23 protein-coding genes and 3 pseudogenes are annotated in these 23,437 nt (G+C 40.1%); 5 read left to right on the forward strand and 21 right to left on the reverse strand.

Going from position 1 to position 23,437, the window contains the following annotated elements; translation table 11 throughout:
- Positions 1 to 154: 154 nt before the first annotated feature.
- Positions 155 to 1,462, forward strand: a pseudogene (locus BQ5903_RS09915) (IS1380 family transposase); the annotation flags it as partial.
- A gap of 42 nt (positions 1,463 to 1,504) precedes the next feature.
- Here BQ5903_RS09915 and BQ5903_RS09920 read toward each other — a convergent pair.
- The 11 genes and pseudogenes from BQ5903_RS09920 to BQ5903_RS09965 all read right to left on the reverse strand — a co-directional run bounded on the left by BQ5903_RS09920 (position 1,505) and on the right by BQ5903_RS09965 (position 10,486).
- Positions 1,505 to 2,533 (reverse strand): IS30 family transposase, encoded by a 1,029-nt coding sequence (locus tag BQ5903_RS09920; protein ID WP_079578752.1) that lies wholly within the window; start codon positions 2,531 to 2,533, stop codon positions 1,505 to 1,507.
- A 693-nt stretch (positions 2,534 to 3,226) separates the two neighbouring features.
- Positions 3,227 to 4,195 (reverse strand): annotated as a pseudogene (locus BQ5903_RS09925) (D-2-hydroxyacid dehydrogenase).
- A gap of 13 nt (positions 4,196 to 4,208) precedes the next feature.
- Positions 4,209 to 4,640 carry a sugar phosphate isomerase/epimerase gene (locus BQ5903_RS12305; RefSeq protein WP_231920848.1) on the reverse strand — a complete coding sequence of 144 codons (432 nt, stop codon included), beginning with the start codon at positions 4,638 to 4,640 and terminating at the stop codon, positions 4,209 to 4,211.
- Positions 4,641 to 4,754: 114 nt separating this feature from the next.
- Positions 4,755 to 5,105 carry a hypothetical protein gene (locus BQ5903_RS12310; RefSeq protein ID WP_231920849.1) on the reverse strand — a complete coding sequence of 117 codons (351 nt, stop codon included), beginning with the start codon at positions 5,103 to 5,105 and terminating at the stop codon, positions 4,755 to 4,757.
- Between the two features lie 25 nt (positions 5,106 to 5,130).
- Entirely contained in the window at positions 5,131 to 5,793 is a 663-nt protein-coding gene (locus tag BQ5903_RS09935) for a class II aldolase/adducin family protein (RefSeq protein ID WP_079579442.1), read from the reverse strand.
- 1 nt (position 5,794) lies between these two features.
- On the reverse strand, positions 5,795 to 7,174 hold the full coding sequence (locus BQ5903_RS09940; RefSeq protein ID WP_079579443.1) for a PTS galactitol transporter subunit IIC: 1,380 nt from the start codon (positions 7,172 to 7,174) through the stop codon (positions 5,795 to 5,797).
- An 18-nt stretch (positions 7,175 to 7,192) separates the two neighbouring features.
- The gene (locus tag BQ5903_RS09945; protein ID WP_079579444.1) at positions 7,193 to 7,480 is read right to left on the reverse strand and encodes a PTS sugar transporter subunit IIB; all 288 of its coding nucleotides are present in this window, start codon (positions 7,478 to 7,480) and stop codon (positions 7,193 to 7,195) included.
- Between the two features lie 12 nt (positions 7,481 to 7,492).
- The gene (locus BQ5903_RS09950; protein WP_079579445.1) at positions 7,493 to 7,960 is read right to left on the reverse strand and encodes a PTS sugar transporter subunit IIA; all 468 of its coding nucleotides are present in this window, start codon (positions 7,958 to 7,960) and stop codon (positions 7,493 to 7,495) included.
- Between the two features lie 49 nt (positions 7,961 to 8,009).
- The gene (locus BQ5903_RS09955) at positions 8,010 to 8,870 is read right to left on the reverse strand and encodes a 2-hydroxy-3-oxopropionate reductase (protein ID WP_331199991.1); all 861 of its coding nucleotides are present in this window, start codon (positions 8,868 to 8,870) and stop codon (positions 8,010 to 8,012) included.
- Between the two features lies 1 nt (position 8,871).
- Positions 8,872 to 10,035 (reverse strand): glycerate kinase, encoded by a 1,164-nt coding sequence (locus tag BQ5903_RS09960; RefSeq protein ID WP_079579446.1) that lies wholly within the window; start codon positions 10,033 to 10,035, stop codon positions 8,872 to 8,874.
- Positions 10,036 to 10,321: 286 nt separating this feature from the next.
- On the reverse strand, positions 10,322 to 10,486 hold the full coding sequence (locus BQ5903_RS09965; protein WP_079579447.1) for a CAT RNA binding domain-containing protein: 165 nt from the start codon (positions 10,484 to 10,486) through the stop codon (positions 10,322 to 10,324).
- Positions 10,487 to 10,790: 304 nt separating this feature from the next.
- On the opposite strand from BQ5903_RS09965, the gene BQ5903_RS09970 reads away from it, so the two are divergent.
- Positions 10,791 to 11,009 carry a helix-turn-helix domain-containing protein gene (locus BQ5903_RS09970; RefSeq protein WP_079579448.1) on the forward strand — a complete coding sequence of 73 codons (219 nt, stop codon included), beginning with the start codon at positions 10,791 to 10,793 and terminating at the stop codon, positions 11,007 to 11,009.
- 247 nt (positions 11,010 to 11,256) lie between these two features.
- Here BQ5903_RS09970 and BQ5903_RS09975 read toward each other — a convergent pair whose 3' ends face one another.
- Together BQ5903_RS09975 and BQ5903_RS09980 are read right to left on the reverse strand one after the other, a co-directional pair.
- Entirely contained in the window at positions 11,257 to 12,642 is a 1,386-nt protein-coding gene (locus tag BQ5903_RS09975) for an ISLre2 family transposase (protein WP_079578614.1), read from the reverse strand.
- A gap of 673 nt (positions 12,643 to 13,315) precedes the next feature.
- Positions 13,316 to 14,208 (reverse strand): annotated as a pseudogene (locus tag BQ5903_RS09980) (IS982 family transposase).
- A gap of 142 nt (positions 14,209 to 14,350) precedes the next feature.
- Between BQ5903_RS09980 and BQ5903_RS09985 the strand changes: the two are divergent.
- Entirely contained in the window at positions 14,351 to 15,307 is a 957-nt protein-coding gene (locus tag BQ5903_RS09985; protein ID WP_010498628.1) for an LCP family glycopolymer transferase, read from the forward strand.
- Positions 15,308 to 15,552: 245 nt separating this feature from the next.
- Here BQ5903_RS09985 and BQ5903_RS09990 read toward each other — a convergent pair whose 3' ends face one another.
- Positions 15,553 to 15,774 carry a hypothetical protein gene (locus tag BQ5903_RS09990; RefSeq protein ID WP_079579450.1) on the reverse strand — a complete coding sequence of 74 codons (222 nt, stop codon included), beginning with the start codon at positions 15,772 to 15,774 and terminating at the stop codon, positions 15,553 to 15,555.
- A gap of 196 nt (positions 15,775 to 15,970) precedes the next feature.
- Here BQ5903_RS09990 and BQ5903_RS09995 point away from each other — a divergent pair, with 196 nt between their 5' ends.
- Positions 15,971 to 17,281 carry an IS1380 family transposase gene (locus tag BQ5903_RS09995; protein WP_079579451.1) on the forward strand — a complete coding sequence of 437 codons (1,311 nt, stop codon included), beginning with the start codon at positions 15,971 to 15,973 and terminating at the stop codon, positions 17,279 to 17,281.
- Positions 17,282 to 17,881: 600 nt separating this feature from the next.
- Here BQ5903_RS09995 and BQ5903_RS10000 read toward each other — a convergent pair.
- The 7 genes from BQ5903_RS10000 to BQ5903_RS10030 all read right to left on the reverse strand — a co-directional run bounded on the left by BQ5903_RS10000 (position 17,882) and on the right by BQ5903_RS10030 (position 22,332).
- Positions 17,882 to 18,787 carry a GH25 family lysozyme gene (locus BQ5903_RS10000; RefSeq protein ID WP_079579452.1) on the reverse strand — a complete coding sequence of 302 codons (906 nt, stop codon included), beginning with the start codon at positions 18,785 to 18,787 and terminating at the stop codon, positions 17,882 to 17,884.
- Positions 18,788 to 18,868: 81 nt separating this feature from the next.
- Complete coding sequence (locus BQ5903_RS10005) at positions 18,869 to 19,096, reverse strand: DUF2922 domain-containing protein (RefSeq protein ID WP_079579453.1); 228 nt, start codon at positions 19,094 to 19,096, stop codon at positions 18,869 to 18,871.
- 27 nt (positions 19,097 to 19,123) lie between these two features.
- Positions 19,124 to 19,330 (reverse strand): DUF1659 domain-containing protein, encoded by a 207-nt coding sequence (locus BQ5903_RS10010; protein WP_010498667.1) that lies wholly within the window; start codon positions 19,328 to 19,330, stop codon positions 19,124 to 19,126.
- A gap of 434 nt (positions 19,331 to 19,764) precedes the next feature.
- Positions 19,765 to 20,466, reverse strand: coding sequence for a zinc metallopeptidase (locus tag BQ5903_RS10015; RefSeq protein WP_079579454.1), 702 nt, complete (start codon positions 20,464 to 20,466; stop codon positions 19,765 to 19,767).
- A gap of 698 nt (positions 20,467 to 21,164) precedes the next feature.
- Positions 21,165 to 21,395 (reverse strand): DUF2922 domain-containing protein, encoded by a 231-nt coding sequence (locus BQ5903_RS10020; protein ID WP_079579455.1) that lies wholly within the window; start codon positions 21,393 to 21,395, stop codon positions 21,165 to 21,167.
- 56 nt (positions 21,396 to 21,451) lie between these two features.
- Positions 21,452 to 21,649 carry a DUF1659 domain-containing protein gene (locus BQ5903_RS10025; RefSeq protein WP_079579456.1) on the reverse strand — a complete coding sequence of 66 codons (198 nt, stop codon included), beginning with the start codon at positions 21,647 to 21,649 and terminating at the stop codon, positions 21,452 to 21,454.
- 134 nt (positions 21,650 to 21,783) lie between these two features.
- Positions 21,784 to 22,332 carry a sigma-70 family RNA polymerase sigma factor gene (locus tag BQ5903_RS10030; protein WP_079579457.1) on the reverse strand — a complete coding sequence of 183 codons (549 nt, stop codon included), beginning with the start codon at positions 22,330 to 22,332 and terminating at the stop codon, positions 21,784 to 21,786.
- A 267-nt stretch (positions 22,333 to 22,599) separates the two neighbouring features.
- Here BQ5903_RS10030 and BQ5903_RS10035 point away from each other — a divergent pair, with 267 nt between their 5' ends.
- Entirely contained in the window at positions 22,600 to 23,373 is a 774-nt protein-coding gene (locus BQ5903_RS10035; RefSeq protein ID WP_010498674.1) for a hypothetical protein, read from the forward strand.
- The last annotated feature ends 64 nt before the right edge of the window (positions 23,374 to 23,437 follow it).

The raw sequence follows: 23,437 nt of genomic DNA on the forward strand, positions 1-23,437 counted from the left end.
CTGAATTATTCATACTTTTCCCTTAAGGACTACTTTTTGTTGTTGTCATGCTAGTTCGCATCTTTTTCGTTTTTCACCTGTTGGGTGTACAAAAAGAGCACATCCTGTGCTATTGTAAAGTCGATGAAAACCACAAAGAACAGGAGTGCTCCTTATGTCAACTTTACATCATGAAAAACTTTTATTCAATGACCAGATCAACATTTCTAATGACGGTGGTGAGTTAGCGAACGATGCCGGAACTTTATTAATTGCTGAATTTCTGCACCAAATTCACTTTGACCAGCTCTTAGAAGATAACTTGCATTTTAAAGATGACCGTAAATATTGTACCTTTCCCTTGAACAATTTATTTAAGCAGTTGCTGTTGCAATTGCTGGCAGGATACTGCCAAGATCAGTCGGCTAATACCTTGTCACACGCCGTTGATTTTAAGCTGGTCTTGTCTCAAGCGGTCGCTTCCCAGCCGACACTTTCACGCTTTATCAATCACATTTCAGCGTCTGGGCTCTTTTCAGTCAAATCATTGCTCGGCTCGGTAGCTCACTTTGTTCTTGGGCAGCTAAATCAACATCAGCTGATCCTTGATCTAGATTCGACACATGCCGATACGTTTGGTGACCAAGAAAAGAGTGCTTATAACGGTCACTACCAGACCAACGGTTATCATCCTTTACTAGCCTTTGATGCTTTATCGGGCTGCTTGTTGAATGCTCAATTACGCCCCGGCAATCGCTATACTTCCCAAGGTGCGACTAAATTTTTATTACGGAGCTTACGGGCCTATGACGGATCTTCCCTGGATGTCTTAGTGCGGGGAGATTCTGGTTTCGCAGCTCCAGGGATCTACCATGCGTGTGATAAAAAGCAGGCTAAGTTCGTGATTCGTTTAAAAGCGAACTACCAGCTCCAAAGTCGGGCTGAGCACCTGATCCAAGTGGGTGACCAGGACTTCACCGAAGCTGAAGTCCAATGGCATGTCCTGCGAGACTATTGTCCTCAAAGTTGGTCACGACCTTATCGTGTGATTATTAAATCAACGCGGCCGGCGGGCAACTTTCTGTTTGACCATGAGTTTATCGTGACCAACTTGGAAGAATTAAGCGGTCCACAAGTCTTTGCCCTCTATCACCAACGCGGTTCCATGGAAGACTTGATCAAAGAAGTTAAACGTGGCTTTCACTTTGATAAAACGGACAGTTCTAGTTTTGAGGCCAATGAGTTCCGGATGCTGGTAGCTGGGGTCGCTTATAATATACTGCAAGCCATGAAGAACTTAGTTTTACCAACAAAGCTTAAACACGCTCAGGTCGGGACGATCCGTTTTAAATTACTCCATGTGGCAGCTAAGGTCACGCACCATGCGCGTCAAGTCTGGGTCCATTTATCTCAGACCAATGTGTTCGCTAAATTATTTTGGCAGACACTGTTCAAGATTCAAAAGCCCTCAATTGTCAAGTTAAGTGCAACACTAATGGCCTATTCTTATAATTGGTCTAGAAAGTTAAACCAGTTGTGGCATAACATCCGCTGGACAACTATAGCTTAAACAGCGGCGGGGACGGTGATTCAGCGTGTCTTGAACCAACTGCAGATCCACTAATGAGAGGTTTTTAAAGGAATGCCCCTTTGGGAAGAACTCTCTTAATTGACCATTCACATTCTCATTAGTGCCCCGTTCCCAGGGAGAATATGGATGGGCAAAGTAGATTTCCGTTCCTTGAACCTGATTTAAACTAGCGAATTCCGAGCCGTTGTCAAACGTGATAGTCCGAAAGTTTTCTGCACCGTAATCATCAATCGTATCTTGGAGGGCTTGCCGGCAAGTCTCTGCCCGGTAATCAGGCAATTTAACGATAATTTCCATCCGGCTAACTCGCTCGGTTAACGTCATTAAAGCTGGTTCGGACTCAACCCGTTTGGCTTTCACTAAGTCGCCTTCCCAATGGCCCAACTCCTGACGTTTCCGAACCACTGCGGGCCGGTCTTCAATGGACTGTCCAAGCCGTTTTTTATTCAGGCGGGCATGTCGGTGATTCGGGCGTTTAACGCGGCGACGTAGCTTCATGGGTAAATCATAGTTGTGAAGCTCCGGGAGCTTGCCAGCCTCGATGTACCGATAGACCGTAGCCGTTGATGGGCAGGGAAAGCCCGGGTAATGAGCTTTGAAATAGTGGACATACGTATCGACACTGAAAACTCGTGGCTTAGCTTTTAAAGCTTTCGGCAGGGACTTGAAGAACACGGCAGCCCGCTGCAGTAAACCTTTGGGGTGACACTTGGCCCGCTGTTCTCGATAGTAAGCCGCCCCGCGCTCGGCAAAGTAGCTCTGATATGACCGATGTTTCTGGGAATCAATCTGGGTGGTTAACCCGCGTTTTAATTCGCGAGAAATGGTGCTGGGACTCCGGTGAAGCCGGCTGGCGATCTGACGAACGCCAAATCCTAATCGAGTCAGGGACTCAATTTGACCGCGTTCAAAAGATTGGAGTTGTTGGTAATGCTTAGGCATGATATTCTTAGTTTGGGTCATGAAGACACCTATCCTTATCTGTTGATTTTGTCGTTAATAATAAGAATAGGCCTTCATGGCCTTTTAAGCTAGTCTAATTGGTCTAGTTATCAAGTGTTGCACTTCAATTTTAAATCGGGGAAGATTCAAAAGCTAAAAATATATCCGCTGTGAACTCACAAAATAAAAAATGTTTTTCTTAGGGAAAGGGTGAAGTCTGTCCTTTTTTAAACAGTCCGACAACAAAACTAACAAAAAGCTGCTTTTTTTACACACTAAAGTAACTTTGCACAAAGTTTTAACTGCAACGAAAAGTATGAATAATTCAGGATAATTATACCTGAACTAAATTAAAACCATCAACTCAAAATATTTTCTAATGAGCGCTTTCAATTAAAGCAGTGAAAGCCTCATTTTTACTCTTTTATCTTCCAACTTAATACTTGGGATTCAATCGTTTTTGACTTCTGGATAGCATGGCCCAAATTCAAGTATTATTTGCAAATAACCAAGTCTGTAGTTCTCAATAAAAAAACTCAGATTTCTTTTCTGAAACATGATTTCACTTCCAATTAAATAGTGCAAATACCAAACCGACCACAAAATTTGAAGATAGAAAAAAGCCCACTTCAATTCGAGATGGACTTTTCTATATGAGCACCCGTAATAAAATTTACACTAACGAATTCTTCCCCTAACTACTAAATCTACATTTTAATTTCCGCTCACTACATTCACTGGATCATTTTCTAAATACTTCTCCAGATTTTTAACGGCAATGTCCATCAATCTTGCCCGTGATTCGTGCGAAGCCCAGGAAATATGTGGAGTAATGATACAATTATCTAGCTCTAATAAAGGATTATCCTGTGCGATTGGCTCTTTTTCAACTACATCAACTGCAGCGCCAGCAACTTTGCCGTTCTTTAATGCTTCAGCTAGTGCTTGCTGGTCAACTAACTCTCCGCGTGAATTATTAATGAGAAAAACATTATTCTTCATTTTTTAGATCGTATCTGTATTTATTAACTTTCTGGTCTCTTCTGTCAGTAAACAATGTAAAACAATTACATCTGCGGAATGGAATAATGTATCTAAAGTTACATAACGCGCTATAGTATCTGAACTTGGAGCAATATCGTAAGCAATTACTTCCATTCCCATTGCTTGTGCAATTTTGCCCGTCTGCTTGCCTATTCTGCCATAACCAATGATTCCCATGGTTTTGCCAGCCAGTTCTGTCAAAGGATAGTTCCAGTAGCACCAGTCAGCGTTGTTCGCCCAATCACCATTTTGGACACTGCGGTTATGCTCGCCGATATGGTGGCACAACTCCAGCAACAGCGCAATTGCGTACTGGCTGACTGCGTTTGTACCATAGGTTGGAATATTAGTCACAGTAATTCCCAACTGTTGTGCCGCAATAACGTCTACCACATTAAAGCCAGTTGCTAGGACGCCAATATATTTCAAGTGCGGCAACTGCACCAACATTTTCTTAGTCAACGGTGTTTTATTGGTCAAAATAATTTCGGCATCCTTTGCTTTTTCAACCACCGCGGTCACATCTTCTGGATCAAACGTCGTCCGATCATAAACTTTAACAGTACCGAATTTTTCAAATCCTTGCCATGATAAATCACTCGGATTTAAAGTTTTACCATCCAAAACTACAATTTTCATTAAAAACACCTTCTTAGTCTGCCACCAATGCCCAGGCACGGTTAATGACCCGCTTAGTATTAGCAATCACAACTTCTGCATCTTCACCAGGGTAAGGCTTCACTTCAAAAGACATGATATACGGATTTTTAGCGTTAAAGAACCCTTCAATTCTCAATATCTCAAAGAAGTCAACCAGTTCTGCGACATCATTACTACCACCTGGAAAACCAAAGCGCGGATGAGTATCACCATAGTAGTCAGCACCTGCTTGCACGACACAATTTCCAATATGCAAGTGCGTAATGTAAGGCTTCAAGACCTGGATCACAAACTGTGTCGTTTCATGCATGGTCGGAAAATGAGATAAGTCGACCAACAATCCAAAATTGCTGTGTTTCATTCGAACTTCTTCGGCTAACTTTAAAGCCAAAGGAGCTGGTCCTACCAAAGATTTTTTGTCCAAATCACTGTCAAAAAGCTCCAACTCAATTAAGATTCCCTTCTGTTCCCCATAGGCACACAGACTTCCGGCCGTCTTAGCTAATTGCGCCAGTTGTTTCTCTCTTGTTTCTTCAGCTCAGTGACCAGCCAGAAAAGCCAGAGACTTACAACCAAGCTCCGCAGCTTCATCAATCCCCTTCAGCAACTCAGTTTCTGTTTCTTCCCGATTTTGCTCATCAAGGTCATTTGGATTCAACTTCGTCCCTAACAAGGTCGGCTGGGCGCCGTAGGCAACCGTCAGGTGCGACTGACTCAATATTTCTGTGGCTGCTTTTCTTTCAGCTGCGCTTGGAAAAGCCTTCACTTCTAGTGCATCGAAAAAATCGTCCTGAGCGAATCTGCGAATGGAATCAACGACGCTTTCTGTCGGATGACTCATCCACTGAATCGTCCCAAGCTTAAAATACTTATGAATGCTATCCTTCATAATAAAGCCCCTCCTTGATCACCTTTCAACGATTAAACTTGGCTAAATATTTTCGTCTGCCCGTCGGGACAAAGTCTGCCGGCATTCTGATTGGGCCACCAGCAGCCAAAGTCTTTAAATAAATCAAGCAAGCTTTTTCCAAGATTTCCGTCGAGGTAAAAGCACTTTCAATGTCGATACCAACACCTAAAGCTCCATGATTACGCAACAGTACTCCAGCTCTGTCCCCCATTTTATACTGGACGTTATTCGCCAGTTGCAAGCTGCCCGCTGGCGCAAAGTCAGCAATGTTGATGTCTCCACCCAGATATGAGACCATTTCCAATTCCATTGTCGGTAACTTATCAATGTTGCGCGAAGAAGCAGCCGCGATCGCATTGGTCGAATGAGTATGCACGATTGCATTCACTTCTTGCCGAGACTGATAAATCATTCTGTGCATCGTTTTTTCAATCGATGGTTTTTTATCGCCGTACACGACTTCATCTTTGAAATTTAAAAAGACAATGTCTTTCGGTTGCATGGTAAAGTAGTTAGTTCCACTGGGTGTAATGGCAAATAAATCATTACTGATTTTAATACTGATGTTGCCCGCTGTACCCGAAGTTAGTTTCTTTCGGCACATCTCCTGGCCAGCCCAGACTAACTTTTCACTAACTTGTTGTTCAATTTCTTTCAAATCACTCATCTTATTCCTCCACTGAATCCTCTTTCGTACCTGCAAACAACTGTTTATTTCTCTTCAGCATGATCTTCCGGTAGCCAAACCAACCAGCCGCATACAAGAGAATGTACAAGATTCCAATATAACTGCCTATTGTTACCTTTGAAGCTTCAATAATAGCGTATCTAAAAATCGGTGCCTCAATTCCCATCCGTGTGATCATCTGTCCCGCTGGAATGTCGATGCCACCCACGGCTTTTGCTAAATCAGTGATCCCCGGGGCTAGATAACTTCCGACCCACAGGAAAACTGGAATCAATAAAGTCGATAAAATTAGCATTTTAACCATGTCCCCACGGGTAACTAACAAGGCAGTAAATGCCAGTCCAGTCATCAAGATCCCCCCGAATGGTAAAATTGAATTGCCTGGAATGATAAATGCCATCAAGAGAATAATCGGAATAATCAAGATCATGACAACCCAGATTTCTGGTTTTCCGGCTAAAATTGGCCAGTCCAGACCGATAATAAAGTCTCTGCCTGGAAATCTCTTCTTAACAAAAGTACTGGTGGCATCCGAGAAGGGTGCCAGAGCTTCCATAAACAGCTTGGCAACCATTGGTAATAACAGAAGAGCCGTAGCAGCTTGAACCCCCAAGACCAACGTTTTCTTAAAGTTATAGCCCGCTAAAATAGCAATAAAGATTCCTAAAATAAAACCCATTATATGGTTTTCACCAAAAATCCCCACTTTTTTCTTCATCGTCGCAGCATCCAAATGAACATCTTTAATTCCGGGAATTCTATCAAGCACCATATCAAGGTATGTCATCGGCATTGCCACGAGAGCGTGGGGATGAGTCACCGTCACACCAGGAATCCCCGTTGCTTCCTCGACTGACTTTTGAATCAAATCACCGTTCTTTAATTCTAAGATAATTTGCACACCGGCCCCGATAAAGGCTAAAATCATGTTTTTGGATACAAAGTAAATCAAGACCGCTGTCAAGATCTTGTTCCAAACATTCCACATATCAACATTCAAGGTATCAGTCCACTTAAAAATCAGCATGACGATGTTGATCCCGATTTGATAAGGAAACATCAGGAAGGCCAACGGCCAGGCCCAAGAAATCGCGGACAATGGCGGCCAGCCCACATCAAGTGCAGTCAGCTTGATGCCAGTATGTTTAACTAACTGCTGAGCCGCTGGACTGATCGCATCTGTCATAAACCCCATCACCAAACTGATCCCGGTAAACGCCACACCCAGTGTCAGCGCTGCCGTGATATTTTTCTTCAGCGGCATTCTAACAACGAGACCCAATAAGAACATGATGGCTGGCATAAAAACACCAGCACCCAAGTCAAGCACATAGTTAACAATGGTTTTTAAAATTTCCATTCTTTTTTCCTCCACGTTCTAGCTCAAGGCCTGTTTTAGTTTAGCGAATTCCTGCTCGATCTGATTACCAGTCAAAAACGGGATCCCGCTGACTACGGGGATATCCCACTTTTCGCCACTGTTCGGAACAATCGAAACATACACATCCACGCTGTCGATAATGCTAGCTAAATGGCTGATATTAGTGGCTTCGACCATAACGTTCAGACCTGCCTGGTCGCACATATCCAGGATCTTAGAAGCTACTGTCTGTGAAGTTGCGACACCTGAAGCACACGCAACCACAACTTTTTTCTGTGAACTCATTTTGTGACCTCCTTATTTCAAAACCGCGCTTAATTTTTGATAAATTTCTGGTGCAGAATTTGCAGTCTGGATCTCGTTTAAAATCTCATGTTCAGTAAAGATCCCCATTAGCTTACTCAAAGTCGCCAGTTGAACTTTGGGTTCTGCGATCGCTAACATAAAAACTAAAGACACTGGCATTCGCTGGTCATTAGTGCCCATTGCCATAAAATCAACTGACTGCTTCAAAGAAGCGACTAAGATTGCTGGTTTAATAACATGCTTTGCGTCGGTATGCGGTAAAGCAACCTTCACTGTACCGGTATCAAGCCCTGTCGGAAACTTCTTTTCTCGCTGGATGATCCCTGCGGCAAATGAATCTTTAGCATAGCCGCGTTTAAATAATTCCTGACTCAGCTTCTGCAGCAACTCGAATTGATCACGAGCTGTCACATCTAAGAAAATCAACTCTTCCTGTAACAAGTTATTTTTGACTGTCATCCCATTAATATCCTTTCGCCGTTTTAGTCTTGTAACTTTAAACCATTAATCATTTCATAGTAATTAGCAATCGCACTATGGTCTTTTTTTCTAGACCATACGCCTTTAAGGACTGCATAACTTCCATGGCTAAAGCAGTAAATGGGGTTGAGACGGTAATTTCATGACCAGTATCCAAAGCATTCTGCAGATCCTTGATATGCAACTCAACTCTAAAACCTGGTTCAAAGTCGCCTGCCAAAATCTTCGCCGACTTCTGTTCCATTACAGCTGAACCTGCCAAACCACCACGGATCGCATGATAGACACTTTCTGGGTCCACATTGGCCTTTTTTGCCAGAGAATATGCTTCCGAGACAGCAGCGATGTTGATTGCCACTATCATCTGATTAGCCAGCTTGGTAATATTACCCGCACCAACACCGCCAACTAAAGTTGCCGAACCACCTAAAACATCAAACAATTCTTTGAACTTATCGAAGACCCGCTGTTGACCACCAACCATGATCGCAATTGAACCATCGATCGCACCTGGTTCACCACCAGAGACTGGCGCATCTAAGAAATCGACTTGGTAATCATCCTGCAGTCTTTGGGCAAACTGTTTTGAGGCCACGGGCGAGATCGAACTCATGTCGATCACAGTCTGGCCAGCTGTGAGTCCAGCTGCGATGCCATTGTCCGCAAATAACGCACTGGAAACATTCGGTGAGTTTGGCAACATGGTAATCACCACGTCAGTTTGTTCTGCCACTTTTTGACCACTAGCAGCTTCTTTAGCTCCAGCTGCTGCCACTTCAGCAAAAACCGCTTGATTAAAATCAAAAACAGTCAATTCATACCCTGCTTTAAGCAAGTTCATTGCCATGGGTTTGCCCATGATCCCTAAACCAATAAAACCAACTTTCATCTTATACACCTGTCCCTTTCACATTACTACCTAACAAATAACTTCTAATTGCTGTTTCACCGGCACTCTGCAATAATGAACGCGTCTCCCCTATTGCCTGTTTTAATTTCATTGGTCGATTGACCGTCGTTAATACTAAGTCAACTCCATGATCATAGACCTTTTCAATGTCACCACTGATACCACCGACGATGGCAATCACTGGCAAACCATACTTTTTAGCACGTTGGGCGATCCCAAGCGGTGCCTTACCATTCAGCGACTGTGCGTCAATTTTTCCTTCACCCGTAATGACTAGGTCCGCTGATTTTAACAACTGGTCGATTCCTAACAAATCCAGGATCTTATCAACTCCTTGGTAGAACTCTGCTCCACAAAAAAGCATCAACCCTGCCCCGAGACCTCCAGCGGCTCCACCACCGGCTTTAGTCCGAATATCTTTCTTAAAAAACACCTGCAATAAAGATGCGAAACGCTCTAGAAGTTGATCAAGCAGTGACAAATCATCTTCAGTGGCTCCTTTTTGTCTGCCATAGACATAAGAGGCTCCGTTTATTCCCACTAGTGGATTAGTCACATCAGATAAAATCGTAATTTTCGTCTTAAACAAACGTGGATCAACATTCCGTTTAGAAATACTCTTAATTTTAATAATTTCACTAGCCCCATAACCAACTTCTTGACCAGACTCATCCTTAAATTCATAGCCAAGAGCTTGAGCCATCCCCAGCCCGCCATCATTAGTAGCACTTCCGCCGATTCCGACATAAATCTCTTGCACTCCATCATCCAGAGCCGCCCTGATCAATTCGCCGGTTCCATAAGTAGTGGCCAGATAAGGATTCAAAGCATCAGCCGGAACCGTAGTTAGTCCTGAAGCTTGCGCCATTTCAACAATTGCTCTACCTTGATTCAGTAACCCATAAGCGGCTTCAACTGGCATTCCGAGAGGACCAGTGACAGTCACTGTTTTCATTTCTCCACCCAGCGCAGCAGTTAAAGCACGGGCAGTGTTCTCACCTCCATCACCAACTGGTAGTTGTTTCACAGTTGCCTGCGGTAAAACTCTTTTAACTCCCGCAGCGATCGCTTGATTAACTTCAAATGTCGAAGCGCTGCCCTTATAAGAATCCGAGGCAACTACTATCTTTAAATTTTTCTGCATTTTTCTCACCTCCTTTCAAGTGGACCAACTTAAAGCAAATTTGAGCTAAAAACGAAACTTTAAAATTGCTAAAAATAAAACCCGGATCTTTTTCCAGAATTATCTGTGAAAGATCCGGGTCAAGCCTACCAAGCAGTTGCTCCCCAATTATTTAGTTTTATTACCAGCAAAAGCTAATGCATTAGCAGCAGGACAACCGTAATTTCTTCATTAAGAAATCCCAAATTTTCAATAAAATGAAAATTTAGGTTAAGCCTACCAGATAGTTACTCCCTACTAAAGCGTGTTATTTAACTGTTTTTTCAATAAAGATCCAGGTTGTTGGTCGTTGGTGAACCAAGTCGCCTCTCCTTTTCTTAAAGCCAATTCCTTTGTCGACCAACATCATACTTTCACCCGAACTATTACGGACTCTAACAGCGTTTTGACCATAAACTTGAATAACTTTCATTACAACCTCTCAACTTACTAGCCATATCGTAAACGTTACCACTTATCTGCAAAAAAATATCATTCTAAAAAAGATCCAAATTTTTTTCTGTCACTAGCCTGCCTTAAACCATCTATGCAAGAAAAGAATGCTTTTATCAAATAGACAAGGAAGCAAAATCAAAATATTTCTAAGTACCCCTATAATACCAAGTGGTTAAATTTAAAGTATGTTCTTACCCAGCTTTGCCTGTTATATTCCAATATCGTATATATATGACAATAAAAGGCGTGTTAACACCTAGAATTATGATAGAGGTGATCGCATGTATAGAAGGATTCGCAACTTGCGCGAAGATTTGGACATCAGTCAGGAACGCGTGGCTAATTTATTAAATGTCACGCAAGCCACATATTCACGTTATGAAAACGGAACTTTACAAATACCACTTGACTCTTTAATTAAACTTGCACTTTTTTATAACACGAGCACCGACTATTTGTTGAACCTAACTTCAAATAAAAAGCCCTATTCTCGCAATTAACAGCTTTCAACAGCATCATTATTCTCTTAAAGTATAATATTGCTGTTTTTGTTTTCACTCACTCCTTTATTATGTGTTTTCATTCACAATCATTATATTATACGATTAACGAATATATATCAAATGAAACTTACTAGATAGTGTCAACTTTGTGTGGGTAAATTTTTAAAAGGCTTGTTCCTCTGCTTTTTGTAATTGCTCTATTTATTTTTAGTCCAATGCTGTGCTTGAATTGAGCGTCTTTGAACTACCAGCCAACTTGCAGACCATGTTGCCACAAACTCCGATGTCCTCGCAAATGCCCACTGAACGCAGCTTGTGCTTGTTCATAATACTTATTTTTAATGTTTTTTCTGACATTCAAACGCCGGTCGAACTGGCTGATTTTTTCTTGCTTGAGCGCTTTTAGCTGTTCTGCTTGTAAGAAATTGGTGATATTGCCGCCATTCAGCTGAAAGATCCGTGTTCGGGCGACACTTTGCGCACCCACTAAACTCCAACCTTGCGGACGTGAGCTTAAGCGCCGGGACAGATAATGACTGATATGGCCCTCAGCCGAACAGCCATGATAATCCTCTAAGCGGTTATCGCAAATCGCTGCGGCATTGTTGGTCAGATATTTAGCGGCTTGTTTCAAGCTGTGACATTGGCTGACAGTTACCGTTGGGTCACTAAAACGGACCCTAAAGTAATCCTGGATAAAATTAGTTTGTCCAGCTAAAGCCCAATGGTATAAAGTCCGGTCCAGACCAGCGATCCCTACGGAAGCTTTTTTACAATATTTACGTAAGTGAAACCGATCCAAAATGAACGTGCAGTGCGGAATAAAGTCGGCTCCGTGCTTGATCCATTGAGCACCGTCACCGCTTAAATAAACTTTTTCTGGCCGATAGTTGGTCTCTATATAATCTAGAACTTCTGTCCATAATTCTTCGTTGTCTTTGCCCGGATAGTTACCCGTAAAGTAATGCGCTTTGATCAGTGGATGGCGCGGATCAGTTACGTCATAACCTTCATGAACATAAACTAGTTTCATGAAACGATTAGTACTGTCCTGATAAGCAACATGATCTTCGTCAGCTTCAATAAATAGCGTTTGGATCGGTTTGGGGGCGGGCTTCTCAGTCACAGAAGGCTCATTGGGCAGTTGTTGACCTTCACGGTGAACAATGTTCATGACTGCTGTTTTAGAGTGGATCCCCAAATGGGGGATCATCGTGAGCGCTTCTTGGTAAGTATGTCCAGCAACATTTTCTAAGATCTGCGCTTTGACTCCCAGCGTCATCCGGCTATATTTTTGCCAGCCTAAGACTTTATCCAACAAAAAGAAATACGCCCGGGTTTCTTTATTTTGATAATATGTCCGCTTCACTGTGAGATCACCGTACAAAGTCGACTTAGTCGTTTCACGGATCGCTTTGATCGCAAATTTATCCTTGCGGATCTCAGACTCCTTAAACTGCCGGTCGGCTTCTTCTAAAAAGACCCTGATCAAGTTTAGGCATAGTTTTCTCCCTGCGGCCATTGTATTTTCGATCCAGTCATCAAAGGCAAGATCTTGGTACAGAACTTTTTCACCATTTTTTGTAAAATTCGCCCACATTTGTTCGCTCATCTGTTGTAAAATATTCATTGGGAAATAACTCTCTCTTTCATTGTTTTGTCGTAATTACAATTGTAACAGAGAGTTATTTCTCTTTTTTTGTCTTTTTAGACTTCCACCCACAAATACTTTACGCTAACAACTTACTATCCATTAACAAATTGTAATTAAGCAAAAAACGCTACTGTCCTTCTACTATAGTCACTAAAACATAACAGCTGGGTCTTTAAATCGCTATAATGTTCCCTAATATTTTTACAAATACTCAAATCACCCATTCCATTGTTTAATTCACTTTTAACCAACAACACTTCCTTTGTTATAACCTTCTTAAATGAATTGATACGAAAATGAAAAATCTCGCACATTAACTTCTATTTTCCTCTTATTTGTAACCTATTTTCCTGCAAATTATAGTAAACTAGGTTTGTCATATGTTCAATACTTGTTTACTCTTTTTTTGCAAAAAGGATGTACTTGAAAATGAAGTAGGAATAACTAAACAGGTGAAGAGGAGTCAGCCCACTCACTACGCTTCCTGATCTGCCTACTCACTGAGCTAATAGATTTACTTATAGTTTAATCTTTACGCTTGTTGCACTTGATTTGAAAATTAAGGAAGGAAATTTAATCACTTACATAATAAGAAAAGCAACTAACTCAATATTTTTTTGCTATAATAATCATGGTAGTACGCGTGGTGCTAGTTCGTAATAATTCTATTTTCTGTAAAATCAAAAAAGCCTAATTATAAATAAAGACGGTCAATTCGATTTTTAACCAAAAGCCTACCACTGACCGCGTGAGGTTTTTTTCGATCCCATAATCTTCAACTAGGATCGAGAAACGGGATTCGATCGTGCGCCGGAGATCTTTCAAAGCCGGAACATTGTGCTGTTTGGCTCCTTTCATGTTTGAACGGTAAGGTGTCCAGAGCTCATAACCTAGCTCGCCAAAATCTTCTTGTAAGGGCTGTCCCACATAACCGACATCCGCTAAAACAAAGGGACACGGACAGCCTGCGATCAAAGTTGACGCCGCTTGGGTGTCATGTTTAGAGGCCTCGGTGACAGTGTAATTTAAGATATAACCGCTGAGCGAGGTCTCAAAATGAGTCTTAAACCCGTAAAAATACATGTCTTTGGTCGCATTGTAGCCTAGGTCAGCTATGCCGCGGAAAACCTTGGCCCGCTTATTTCTAACTTTTTGGCATAAAGGGTTAGGCAAACTATCAATGATCGCAAACTGTCCTGTTTGCGCATAGTCGCGAGTCAACCCCTGCCGCATGGCCATGACCACTGGGAGAAGACGTTGTGCTCGTCGGTTAAAACGGGAGCGCTCAATGTTCAATTGATGTGGGATGAAGGTCTGTGCCCAGGCAAAGAATTTACGCTGGGAGTGCATCTGTGTAATGACCTGTAAACACAGTAAGGCTAAGATCTGCACATCAGAAACACGAGAATTAGTGGTGTTACGGCGTTGCGAAATATAGCGCGGGCAGTATTTTTGATAAAGCTCAGCACAAAGAACTTTAAGTTGAGCTAAATTGACTTGTAAATTATGTCGTTTTTGTTTAAACTTTAAGTGGTCCAACAAGATCAGGTCTCCTTTGTTTAAGTCACTTAAGAGTCTAACCTTGTTGGGCTTTTTTTGTAAAATTTTGTACTAAATAGTTGAATATTACGAACTAGCACCACGCGTATGGTAGTATTTATATATAAAAAGCAGGTGTATTATAATGGTAAAAAAAGATAAAAATTACCAACATAGGCATCATCACTCCAAACATAGAAAAAATCGTGTTTGGAAATGGGTTTTAGGAATTGTATTAGCTTTATTGTTAATCAACGGTACTGTTTTAGCTAAGTTTTATTTTGACGCGAAACATTCTGTAGAGTCTACATATACTCCAGTCAAACATAAGACTGGACGCAATAACGAAGTAAGCTTGAAAAATGGACAGCCATTTTCTTTACTTTTATTGGGGACTGACACAGGCGATTTAGGAAGAACAGAAAAAAATGGACGTTCTGATACAATTATGGTTGCAACCGTAACATCCAAAAAGACGACCTTATTAAGTATCCCTCGAGACACATTAGTCAACATCCCAGGCCATTCTGGAAACAGCAAAATTAATGCAGCCTATTCTTATGGCGGATTAACTGGTTCTTTAAATACTTTACAAAGTTATTTAGGAATTCCGCTAGATCACTACATTGAAGTAAATATGAAAGGTCTTCAGCAATTATCAGCTGCGATTGGACCAGTTGAAGTAGAAAACGACCTAGATTTCACTCAATCGGGAAATCATTTTGAAAGGGGTAAAGTTACAATTGACCAAAATAATATTTTGCCATTTTCACGAATGCGTCATGAAGACCCACGAGGTGACTACGGACGTCAACTTCGTCAACGTAAAGTTGTAACTGCCCTAGTTAAAAAAATTGCTTCAGTTGGAAGTATCACAAAATATAAATCTATTTTAAATGCCATTTCCTCAAATATGAAAACTGATATCTCATTTAACCAAATGAAAGAAATATATTCTAAGTATAAAGGTGCTACTAACATTTCACAAAAGCAGCTACAAGGTCAAGGTCAAATGATTGATGGTGTTTCTTATGAAGTAGTTTCCGACAGTACTTTGAATTCTGCACAAAAAGAGTTGAAAACTGAATTAGAAATTAAATAACATCTCAGATAATCCTAGATATTATTATTTTTGGGTCTTTGTCAAATAGTGTTGATTTCACTTTTAGGGTCCTATCGTAAAGGTAGGATCTTTTTTTGTTTTAAGTGCTAGCTCAAGCGGTGTTTTTTTTAAATAATTCATTTCATCAGTACCACTTGATAAAGAACCAAATTCAATCAAAGCGAGGTATAAACATGCTCCAAAAATCTATTCTAAATCTACTCAACTATGTCAAAACACAAAAATTAAATCAGTTCAAAATACTCGAATTCATCATCAGTTCGAACATATTTATAATTATCTTTAATATTATCCATAGCTAATTCGGTCACACCCCTGTCATACTTCTTAATGTCACTAAGCTTGATTCGAAATTTATCTACCTTTTGTAGGTTAATCGCATTTTGTGCAAGATGTTTAACTTCAAGTACCACCCCACCCGAAACTTGATCACTATGCTCAATCATTTTAAAATCATCCTTGTATTAAGAGATAATTTATAATACTTCCTGAATTATTCATACTTTTCCCTTAAGGACTACTTTTTGTTGTTGTCATGCTAGTTCGCATCTTTTTCGTTTTTCACCTGTTGGGTGTACAAAAAGAGCACATCCTGTGCTATTGTAAAGTCGATGAAAACCACAAAGAACAGGAGTGCTCCTTATGTCAACTTTACATCATGAAAAACTTTTATTCAATGACCAGATCAACATTTCTAATGACGGTGGTGAGTTAGCGAACGATGCCGGAACTTTATTAATTGCTGAATTTCTGCACCAAATTCACTTTGACCAGCTCTTAGAAGATAACTTGCATTTTAAAGATGACCGTAAATATTGTACCTTTCCCTTGAACAATTTATTTAAGCAGTTGCTGTTGCAATTGCTGGCAGGATACTGCCAAGATCAGTCGGCTAATACCTTGTCACACGCCGTTGATTTTAAGCTGGTCTTGTCTCAAGCGGTCGCTTCCCAGCCGACACTTTCACGCTTTATCAATCACATTTCAGCGTCTGGGCTCTTTTCAGTCAAATCATTGCTCGGCTCGGTAGCTCACTTTGTTCTTGGGCAGCTAAATCAACATCAGCTGATCCTTGATCTAGATTCGACACATGCCGATACGTTTGGTGACCAAGAAAAGAGTGCTTATAACGGTCACTACCAGACCAACGGTTATCATCCTTTACTAGCCTTTGATGCTTTATCGGGCTGCTTGTTGAATGCTCAATTACGCCCCGGCAATCGCTATACTTCCCAAGGTGCGACTAAATTTTTATTACGGAGCTTACGGGCCTATGACGGATCTTCCCTGGATGTCTTAGTGCGGGGAGATTCTGGTTTCGCAGCTCCAGGGATCTACCATGCGTGTGATAAAAAGCAGGCTAAGTTCGTGATTCGTTTAAAAGCGAACTACCAGCTCCAAAGTCGGGCTGAAAACCTGATCCAAGTGGGTGACCAGGACTTCACCGAAGCTGAAGTCCAATGGCATGTCCTGCGAGACTATTGCCCTCAAAGTTGGTCACGACCTTATCGTGTGATTATTAAATCAACGCGGCCGGCGGGCAACTTTCTGTTTGACCATGAGTTTATCGTGACCAACTTGGAAGAATTAAGCGGTCCACAAGTCTTTGCCCTCTATCACCAACGCGGTTCCATGGAAGACTTGATCAAAGAAGTTAAACGTGGCTTTCACTTTGATAAAACGGACAGTTCTAGTTTTGAGGCCAATGAGTTCCGGATGCTGGTAGCTGGGGTCGCTTATAATATACTGCAAGCCATGAAGAACTTAGTTTTACCAACAAAGCTTAAACACGCTCAGGTCGGGACGATCCGTTTTAAATTACTCCATGTGGCAGCTAAGGTCACGCACCATGCGCGTCAAGTCTGGGTCCATTTATCTCAGACCAATGTGTTCGCTAAATTATTTTGGCAGACACTGTTCAAGATTCAAAATCTAAAAATATATCCGCTGTGAACTCACAAAATAAAAAATGTTTTTCTTAGGGAAAGGGTGAAGTCTGTCCTTTTTTAAACAGTCCGACAACAAAACTAACAAAAAGCTGCTTTTTTTACACACTAAAGTAACTTTGCACAAAGTTTTAACTGCAACGAAAAGTATGAATAATTCAGGATTTATATGCATATATATGTTTCACTGATTAATATTTTATCAATATTTTATTTCTCTTTGCCCTTTTACGTTTCTATTTCAAATCAGTGTTGTTGTATATGAATTTGAAACTTTAAAATGATGAAAAGGCTCTCTAATATATAGGTTATGTAATTGAGAAATCTTTCCATCGAACTTAATGACCTTATTTGCTACATTTTTTAATTTTTTTCTCGCTACATTCAGCTAATAATTCTCTTTTGTTTTAAGTTCTTTGTCTACCCTATAGATTGGGATCTAAAGGCATTCTTATCCCGAATAAATGGAACTTTTATGTAAAAAAGCACTGCATAATTAACGTGTACTCAAATTTTTTACAACTTTTCCGTATACATTGATTATACTGCGCTCTCAGTTCAGGCTTACACTTCTATGCAATTCTCTTAAATATTACTATTTCACTTTTTAGCTAAATCTCCCCCACGACGAAAATCTCTTTTTGCCACTAGACTCTCCCGTTGCCAGATACCCATACTGTCCCTTTCCTCGTGGTTGTCTGATCCACACATACCCATCACAATGGGCAAACGCATCATATTTCACGATCGATCCTACTGGCAGTACCGCTATCTTGGTTGCTGAAGTCTTGGCACCCCAGCGTAAAACTATTGCGCTATCACTAGTAAACGTTCTCTTTTCGTGATACCAGGTTACTCCTAAATCATCGACCCATTTGTTTTTAACTTGTGCTTGGTTTTTATCTACTTTTGGACCTCTAGTAAATTTTCCTGAATAATCCACCGAAATATCCGTTTTTACCGCAGCAATGATTTGTGTACTTGAATACTGCCAGGCTGCACACGAAATACCGGCATTTTTTGTTCCAAAACTAGCAAGCCAAAAGGTTTGAGAGTTCAAACTATTTTTCAATAAACGCTTCTTCATCCAGAAAGTATTGGAATATACACTGAAATTTTTAAAGCCCAGTTTTTTCAACTCAGCAAAAAACGCATTTACCTGCGTAGTTAGAGTCCCTGGATTTTTAGTTAAATTATCAGCTTCAACATCGATTGCCAGCATGGAGCTGGTTTTTAACCCTTTCTTTTTTGCTTCTCTGGCGAAAAACTGTGCTTCCTCTTGTGCATCCTTAACTGAAATCGCACGAAAAAAATGATAACCACTAACAATCAGCCCAACTGCTTGCGCATTTTTAACCTGTTTATTTGCTTGTGGATTAACGTAATTCGTACCATTCGCACTTCCTTCGGTAATTTTAACGACCACTCCCTTAATTTCTTGCGCCCTTGCTGCCTTAAAATACTCCAATGTAGCTGGTTGATAACTTGCAACATCGATAAACTTTGCTACCATTAATTTTTCCTCCATCCTAATGAAAAAGCCTTAATGTTACATCTGTGACGTAACGCTAAGGCTCGCTGTTAATTTACACATTTACTTTTCTTCGAACAATACATGATCTTGCTCGTCGATATAAACAGCCGACACTGGTTTTGCATATAATAATTCTGCATTTTTATCGACAAAAATCTTAGCATCGATGATCTGTTGCATCATATTTTTAACCGTTTGTGCATCAAGATCTGACTTAACGTCTGTCAATTTCAAATGACGTAAACCACCGTTAATATTCGAACGAAATACTAAATCTATACTCTTCATAAACCATTAACTTCCCTTCTCGATAAGTTATTCTTCGTCAGCGAGCTCACTAGAAACTGTCACTGCAGTTTCAACATGAGGCTCACCTGTTAGCTGTGCTACTATTCCAGCAAAAGCAAAAATTTTTTCAGAAGTCGCGTCCTCCGCCAAGTTATTAAAACTCCGATCACGAAAGTCGCCTTCCGCTGTCCCTGTCTTAACCTTGATACCCGTTTTGCTCCACTTTTGACTCATTTTAGTTCCTCCTATTTTTAAACACTCATGCTCTATCAACTGAGACCGCAATGGTTCATGTCAAATTAGCCTAAGTGTTGTTATTTAGTAAGTCGCGCGCCTTACATATTTACTAACGAAATAAAAAACGAATCTGTAAAAGTTATTTTTAATTAAGCAACAAAAGTAAATTTGCAACAAGGCAGAAACCACTATTTTTGTAACCAAATAAATATATGGAACGAACACAAACAACGCCGCTTAACACAACTACCAGTTCTAATAAAAGAAACTGAAATGACACATTAGTAAACTTGCGATAATAAGCAAAAAAACCACGGTGAGAATAATTTTTACTCCTACCGCAGGTTTTCTATAATTCACTAGATAAGTAAGTCTTTTTATTGTTTTGCTGATGTTAACTTTCTATTTATCCCACTTGCAAAATGTTTTGTTTAGTCTCGGTTATTACCATTACCAAATAACAGTACTAAACGCAATAACTGCAAGAAAGTGGATAATGCAGCAGCAACATAGGTTAAAGCTGCAGCAGTTAAAACTTTACGCACCATTGGAACTTCTTCTGGGGTCAATAGGTCTCCGTCAGCTAAGATGTGTAACGCACGTGACGAAGCATTAAATTCGACCGGTAAAGTCACTAATTGAAATAACAGAGCAAAAGAAAACAAAAATATTCCAATGTGGATCAAAAGCTGATTATAGCTTAACAAAACACCAACTACGATCAAGGGTAGCGAAAAGGAACTCCCAAAATTAGCAACTGGCACTAGACCTGTCCGTAACCGCATTGGCCAATAATTATGAGCATCTTGAACTGCATGACCACATTCATGAGCAGCCACCCCAATTGCAGCAACTGAATCAGAATCGGCAGTCGAATCCGATAAATTAAGAGTTTTATTTCCGCCGTTATAATTATCTGTCAGCTCGCCACTGGTCTGCTGAACTGCAACATCATTGATCAAAGATTGCTGTAAAATATAATGGGCAGCATCAGTTCCAGTTATCCCTCGTTGCGAATGGTACTGGTCAAACTTTTTAAAGGTCGAATTAACATATGCGGAAGCTGCCACCGAAATCACAAGTCCTAAGACCACCAGCAAGTAAGTTGGATCAAAAAAGCCAATATATGGCATGAAATTCACCCTTTCCTTAATAATTTATTTTATGTGGACGTGTAATCTTCAAGGCCACACACTAGACGTGAGCTAAGCTACTCCAAATTTTATATTCTGCACAGTTCTCTCTACCTCCAAACCGTGATAAATCTTACTGCACCCAGCTGTCTTTGCATTTACTATTGAAAATGAACATTACACGCAATAGTAACTAAGAAATTACCAGTTTTGCACAAATAACGCAATCAAACCAACAGCCATCAGCTCAAATTTAGGAACATATTAATATTTGCAGATAACCGCTAGATGGTTAATTATTAGGCGCTGGCTATTTATTGACCCACGCTAAAGACATAGGTTTCCAAGTTCTGCTTTTTTTATGATCGGCCCTGAATTTTTTACCCAATGTGAGCTCTACATTTTAAGCTGTGTTCTTCTTAAACTTGTTTCTTAAACTCTTTCTTTAGATTGCTTAAAAAAGACACATAGTTCAATTCGACCTCATAAGGTTGTTCCTAGTAGTTTAAAAGCATAGTCACAAAAGATGGTGGGCAATAACTTAGTATTCAACTCGGAAAAACTTCGCCGCAACATTTCTTAACTGTAAGTACTTAGACACTGTCAACAAACGAACCAGCATTCCTAACTCGTAATTTTTGTTCACTTACCCCAAAATTCCCATGCCTAGAAAACAGGCATGGGAATTTATTTATCCGTTAGGCTTTGTCGTCAAACAAAACATTGTCTTGTTCCGTCACATATGTGGCAGAAACTGGCTTGGAGTACATCTGTTCACCTTTTTTATCGACAAACAGTTCTGCATCTGCGATCTGCTGCATTGCAGCTTTGACCGTATCTGCGTCAAGATCAGTATTGACATAATTCAGTTTCAAATGATGGACTGCTCCACCAATTGCAGAACGGAACGCTAAATCTAAACTCTTCATACTATCCTTCCTTTCAAGTCCAATAAATTAAAGTTCATTTAACTGCAAACTAGTTGCTAAGCCAGAGCTGTTGTCACATTAACAGTTACTTTGTCAGTGGCTTCACCCGTTAATTGGGCCACCAACCCACCGAAAGATTGTAACTGTTCATCAGTTGCTTTTTCGGCGATGTTGTTAAAATTGCGTTTGCGTGCTGTTCCGTCTTCTTTAGTCGACTGAACGACCACGCTTGTCTTTTCCCACATCTTATCCATGTTATTTCCTCCTTGTTTTTTACTGGCATCAAATCACAATGGCTGCTGATCTACTAACCAGTTTAAATTTTCGGGTAAGTCGCGCGCCTTACATACTTACCAACGAAAATCAATTTCAGTTTGTAAAAAGAAAGTTACTGTAATTTAAAAAGTTTCTGACTCTTTTGTTTGAGCCGATTCTTCCAGTAATTGACTGTCTGACGGGAAACGCCCTCCTGCTCGGCAATTTCTGCCACACTATAACCATAAAAAAGACGTTTGATCAGAAATTTACGCTCATTCTCATTACAGATCATGATGATCTCACGGACTAGTTCCCAAAATTCATAATTATCGACCAATGCGGGCTCAGTTGCTGAAAGTACCTGTTCGAGAAAAAAGTTTTGTTCTTCATCTTGTTTCGTTGGTTGAACTATTTTAGCTTCCTGTTTCCATTCCTTGCGTAAAAGATCTAGTAATCCCCACTTGATTTTGCGGAAAGCATAACCCATCAATTGTTGCTCATTCAATTCTTCATTTTTGCGTTGATAGTCGATATAAGCTTGAATAAAAAGTAGTTCTCCTTCAGCCACTAAGTCTTCGAAATATGCTGTTGCTGGTGAAACATGTAGTTGTTTTAAGACACCATAAATGACTTTGATCCGATTATTTTCCAACAGATAATTTAAAGCTTCATCATTCATCTAGACACTTCCTAATTTAAATTATCCAAGGCCTTGAATAACCTAAGCATAAAGAAAGACCGCTTCGCCGTAAATGTCCCCAAAACACGTATTTTGTGCTGATTATAGGCATTTTTGTGCCGTTTAAATATTATTCTTCATTTATTATATTGATTTATATATTTTAATTAGCGTATAATATATTACGTTATTTCTTTCACAATGTTTATAAGTCACTTTTCGAGATAACCTTAAAAAAATATTTCTATAGCAAGGTGGTTAAAAAGCATGCACAAATCAAATTTATTTTTAGACGAAACAGGTATCAGAAAAATTTATCGCGAAGCCTTTCAAGATGATCAGGCACTTATCACATCAACCACAACCATGGTAATTGACACTCACAAGCTTGGATTACCCAATTGCCAGGCAATCTTGCTCGATAAAAAGAGAGGAACTATTTTCACTAAACGTTCCACTAACATGTTGGTCAAAAAATTTATCAGCTGGCAAAATTTCAACTTTGTGTTGTCTACTTTCATCATTGAAGAACTATATCATGATCATTCACACCGTCATATTGTCCCTTTTGTTTCGGGTAATAAGATCCTTTTACCAACAAGAGGCTATGTTCATAGTCCAGCGAGCTGGATCGTACAAGCCAACTTAATTGATTATTGCTGTCTAGGCCAAAACAAAGTTGGTCTGCAGTTTAGCAAGCAGCATGGTCCTGAATACATAATTCCTGTAAATTCACACCAATTCACTACGATCTATGCCAATGCATTAATAATTGCAGAAGTTCAAACTCGCATGATCGAACAATTAATTGCAGATTTTCCACATAAGTTCATTAAAGGTATCCATAATAAAATCAGAGAACTTTTCCCACAACAATTACCACAAGATATTAACTTCCATAAAATAACGGAATCTTTTATCGACAAGATCATTGAAGATGTCTTGCAATACAATTTCTCTCTGATCGATGAAAAACCCGATGAAAAATACATTTTACAAGTAAAAAATGCCGTTAAAGAACGGCAGAAACGACTTAGATGATATATCTTTCCTAAAAAGCACTTTAATTTGTTTCTGATAACCATAATTGGTACGAACATGTTAT

It is taken from the genome of Ligilactobacillus acidipiscis, assembly GCF_900116935.1.
Lineage (GTDB): Bacteria > Bacillota > Bacilli > Lactobacillales > Lactobacillaceae > Ligilactobacillus > Ligilactobacillus acidipiscis.

What these genes read in the sequence shown, in the direction of transcription:
- BQ5903_RS09920 (WP_079578752.1), bottom strand. Translation starts at nt 2,533, where the DNA reads ATGACCCAAACTAAGAATATCATGCCTAAGCATTACCAACAACTCCAA.
- BQ5903_RS12310 (WP_231920849.1), bottom strand. Translation starts at nt 5,105, where the DNA reads ATGAAGGATAGCATTCATAAGTATTTTAAGCTTGGGACGATTCAGTGG.
- BQ5903_RS09935 (WP_079579442.1), bottom strand. Translation starts at nt 5,793, where the DNA reads ATGAGTGATTTGAAAGAAATTGAACAACAAGTTAGTGAAAAGTTAGTC.
- BQ5903_RS09940 (WP_079579443.1), bottom strand. Translation starts at nt 7,174, where the DNA reads ATGGAAATTTTAAAAACCATTGTTAACTATGTGCTTGACTTGGGTGCT.
- BQ5903_RS09945 (WP_079579444.1), bottom strand. Translation starts at nt 7,480, where the DNA reads ATGAGTTCACAGAAAAAAGTTGTGGTTGCGTGTGCTTCAGGTGTCGCA.
- BQ5903_RS09950 (WP_079579445.1), bottom strand. Translation starts at nt 7,960, where the DNA reads ATGACAGTCAAAAATAACTTGTTACAGGAAGAGTTGATTTTCTTAGAT.
- BQ5903_RS09955 (WP_331199991.1), bottom strand. Translation starts at nt 8,870, where the DNA reads ATGAAAGTTGGTTTTATTGGTTTAGGGATCATGGGCAAACCCATGGCA.
- BQ5903_RS09960 (WP_079579446.1), bottom strand. Translation starts at nt 10,035, where the DNA reads ATGCAGAAAAATTTAAAGATAGTAGTTGCCTCGGATTCTTATAAGGGC.
- BQ5903_RS09965 (WP_079579447.1), bottom strand. Translation starts at nt 10,486, where the DNA reads ATGAAAGTTATTCAAGTTTATGGTCAAAACGCTGTTAGAGTCCGTAAT.
- BQ5903_RS09970 (WP_079579448.1), top strand. Translation starts at nt 10,791, where the DNA reads ATGTATAGAAGGATTCGCAACTTGCGCGAAGATTTGGACATCAGTCAG.
- BQ5903_RS09975 (WP_079578614.1), bottom strand. Translation starts at nt 12,642, where the DNA reads ATGAATATTTTACAACAGATGAGCGAACAAATGTGGGCGAATTTTACA.
- BQ5903_RS09985 (WP_010498628.1), top strand. Translation starts at nt 14,351, where the DNA reads ATGGTAAAAAAAGATAAAAATTACCAACATAGGCATCATCACTCCAAA.
- BQ5903_RS09990 (WP_079579450.1), bottom strand. Translation starts at nt 15,774, where the DNA reads ATGATTGAGCATAGTGATCAAGTTTCGGGTGGGGTGGTACTTGAAGTT.
- BQ5903_RS09995 (WP_079579451.1), top strand. Translation starts at nt 15,971, where the DNA reads ATGTCAACTTTACATCATGAAAAACTTTTATTCAATGACCAGATCAAC.
- BQ5903_RS10000 (WP_079579452.1), bottom strand. Translation starts at nt 18,787, where the DNA reads ATGGTAGCAAAGTTTATCGATGTTGCAAGTTATCAACCAGCTACATTG.
- BQ5903_RS10005 (WP_079579453.1), bottom strand. Translation starts at nt 19,096, where the DNA reads ATGAAGAGTATAGATTTAGTATTTCGTTCGAATATTAACGGTGGTTTA.
- BQ5903_RS10010 (WP_010498667.1), bottom strand. Translation starts at nt 19,330, where the DNA reads ATGAGTCAAAAGTGGAGCAAAACGGGTATCAAGGTTAAGACAGGGACA.
- BQ5903_RS10015 (WP_079579454.1), bottom strand. Translation starts at nt 20,466, where the DNA reads ATGCCATATATTGGCTTTTTTGATCCAACTTACTTGCTGGTGGTCTTA.
- BQ5903_RS10020 (WP_079579455.1), bottom strand. Translation starts at nt 21,395, where the DNA reads ATGAAGAGTTTAGATTTAGCGTTCCGTTCTGCAATTGGTGGAGCAGTC.
- BQ5903_RS10025 (WP_079579456.1), bottom strand. Translation starts at nt 21,649, where the DNA reads ATGGATAAGATGTGGGAAAAGACAAGCGTGGTCGTTCAGTCGACTAAA.
- BQ5903_RS10030 (WP_079579457.1), bottom strand. Translation starts at nt 22,332, where the DNA reads ATGAATGATGAAGCTTTAAATTATCTGTTGGAAAATAATCGGATCAAA.
- BQ5903_RS10035 (WP_010498674.1), top strand. Translation starts at nt 22,600, where the DNA reads ATGCACAAATCAAATTTATTTTTAGACGAAACAGGTATCAGAAAAATT.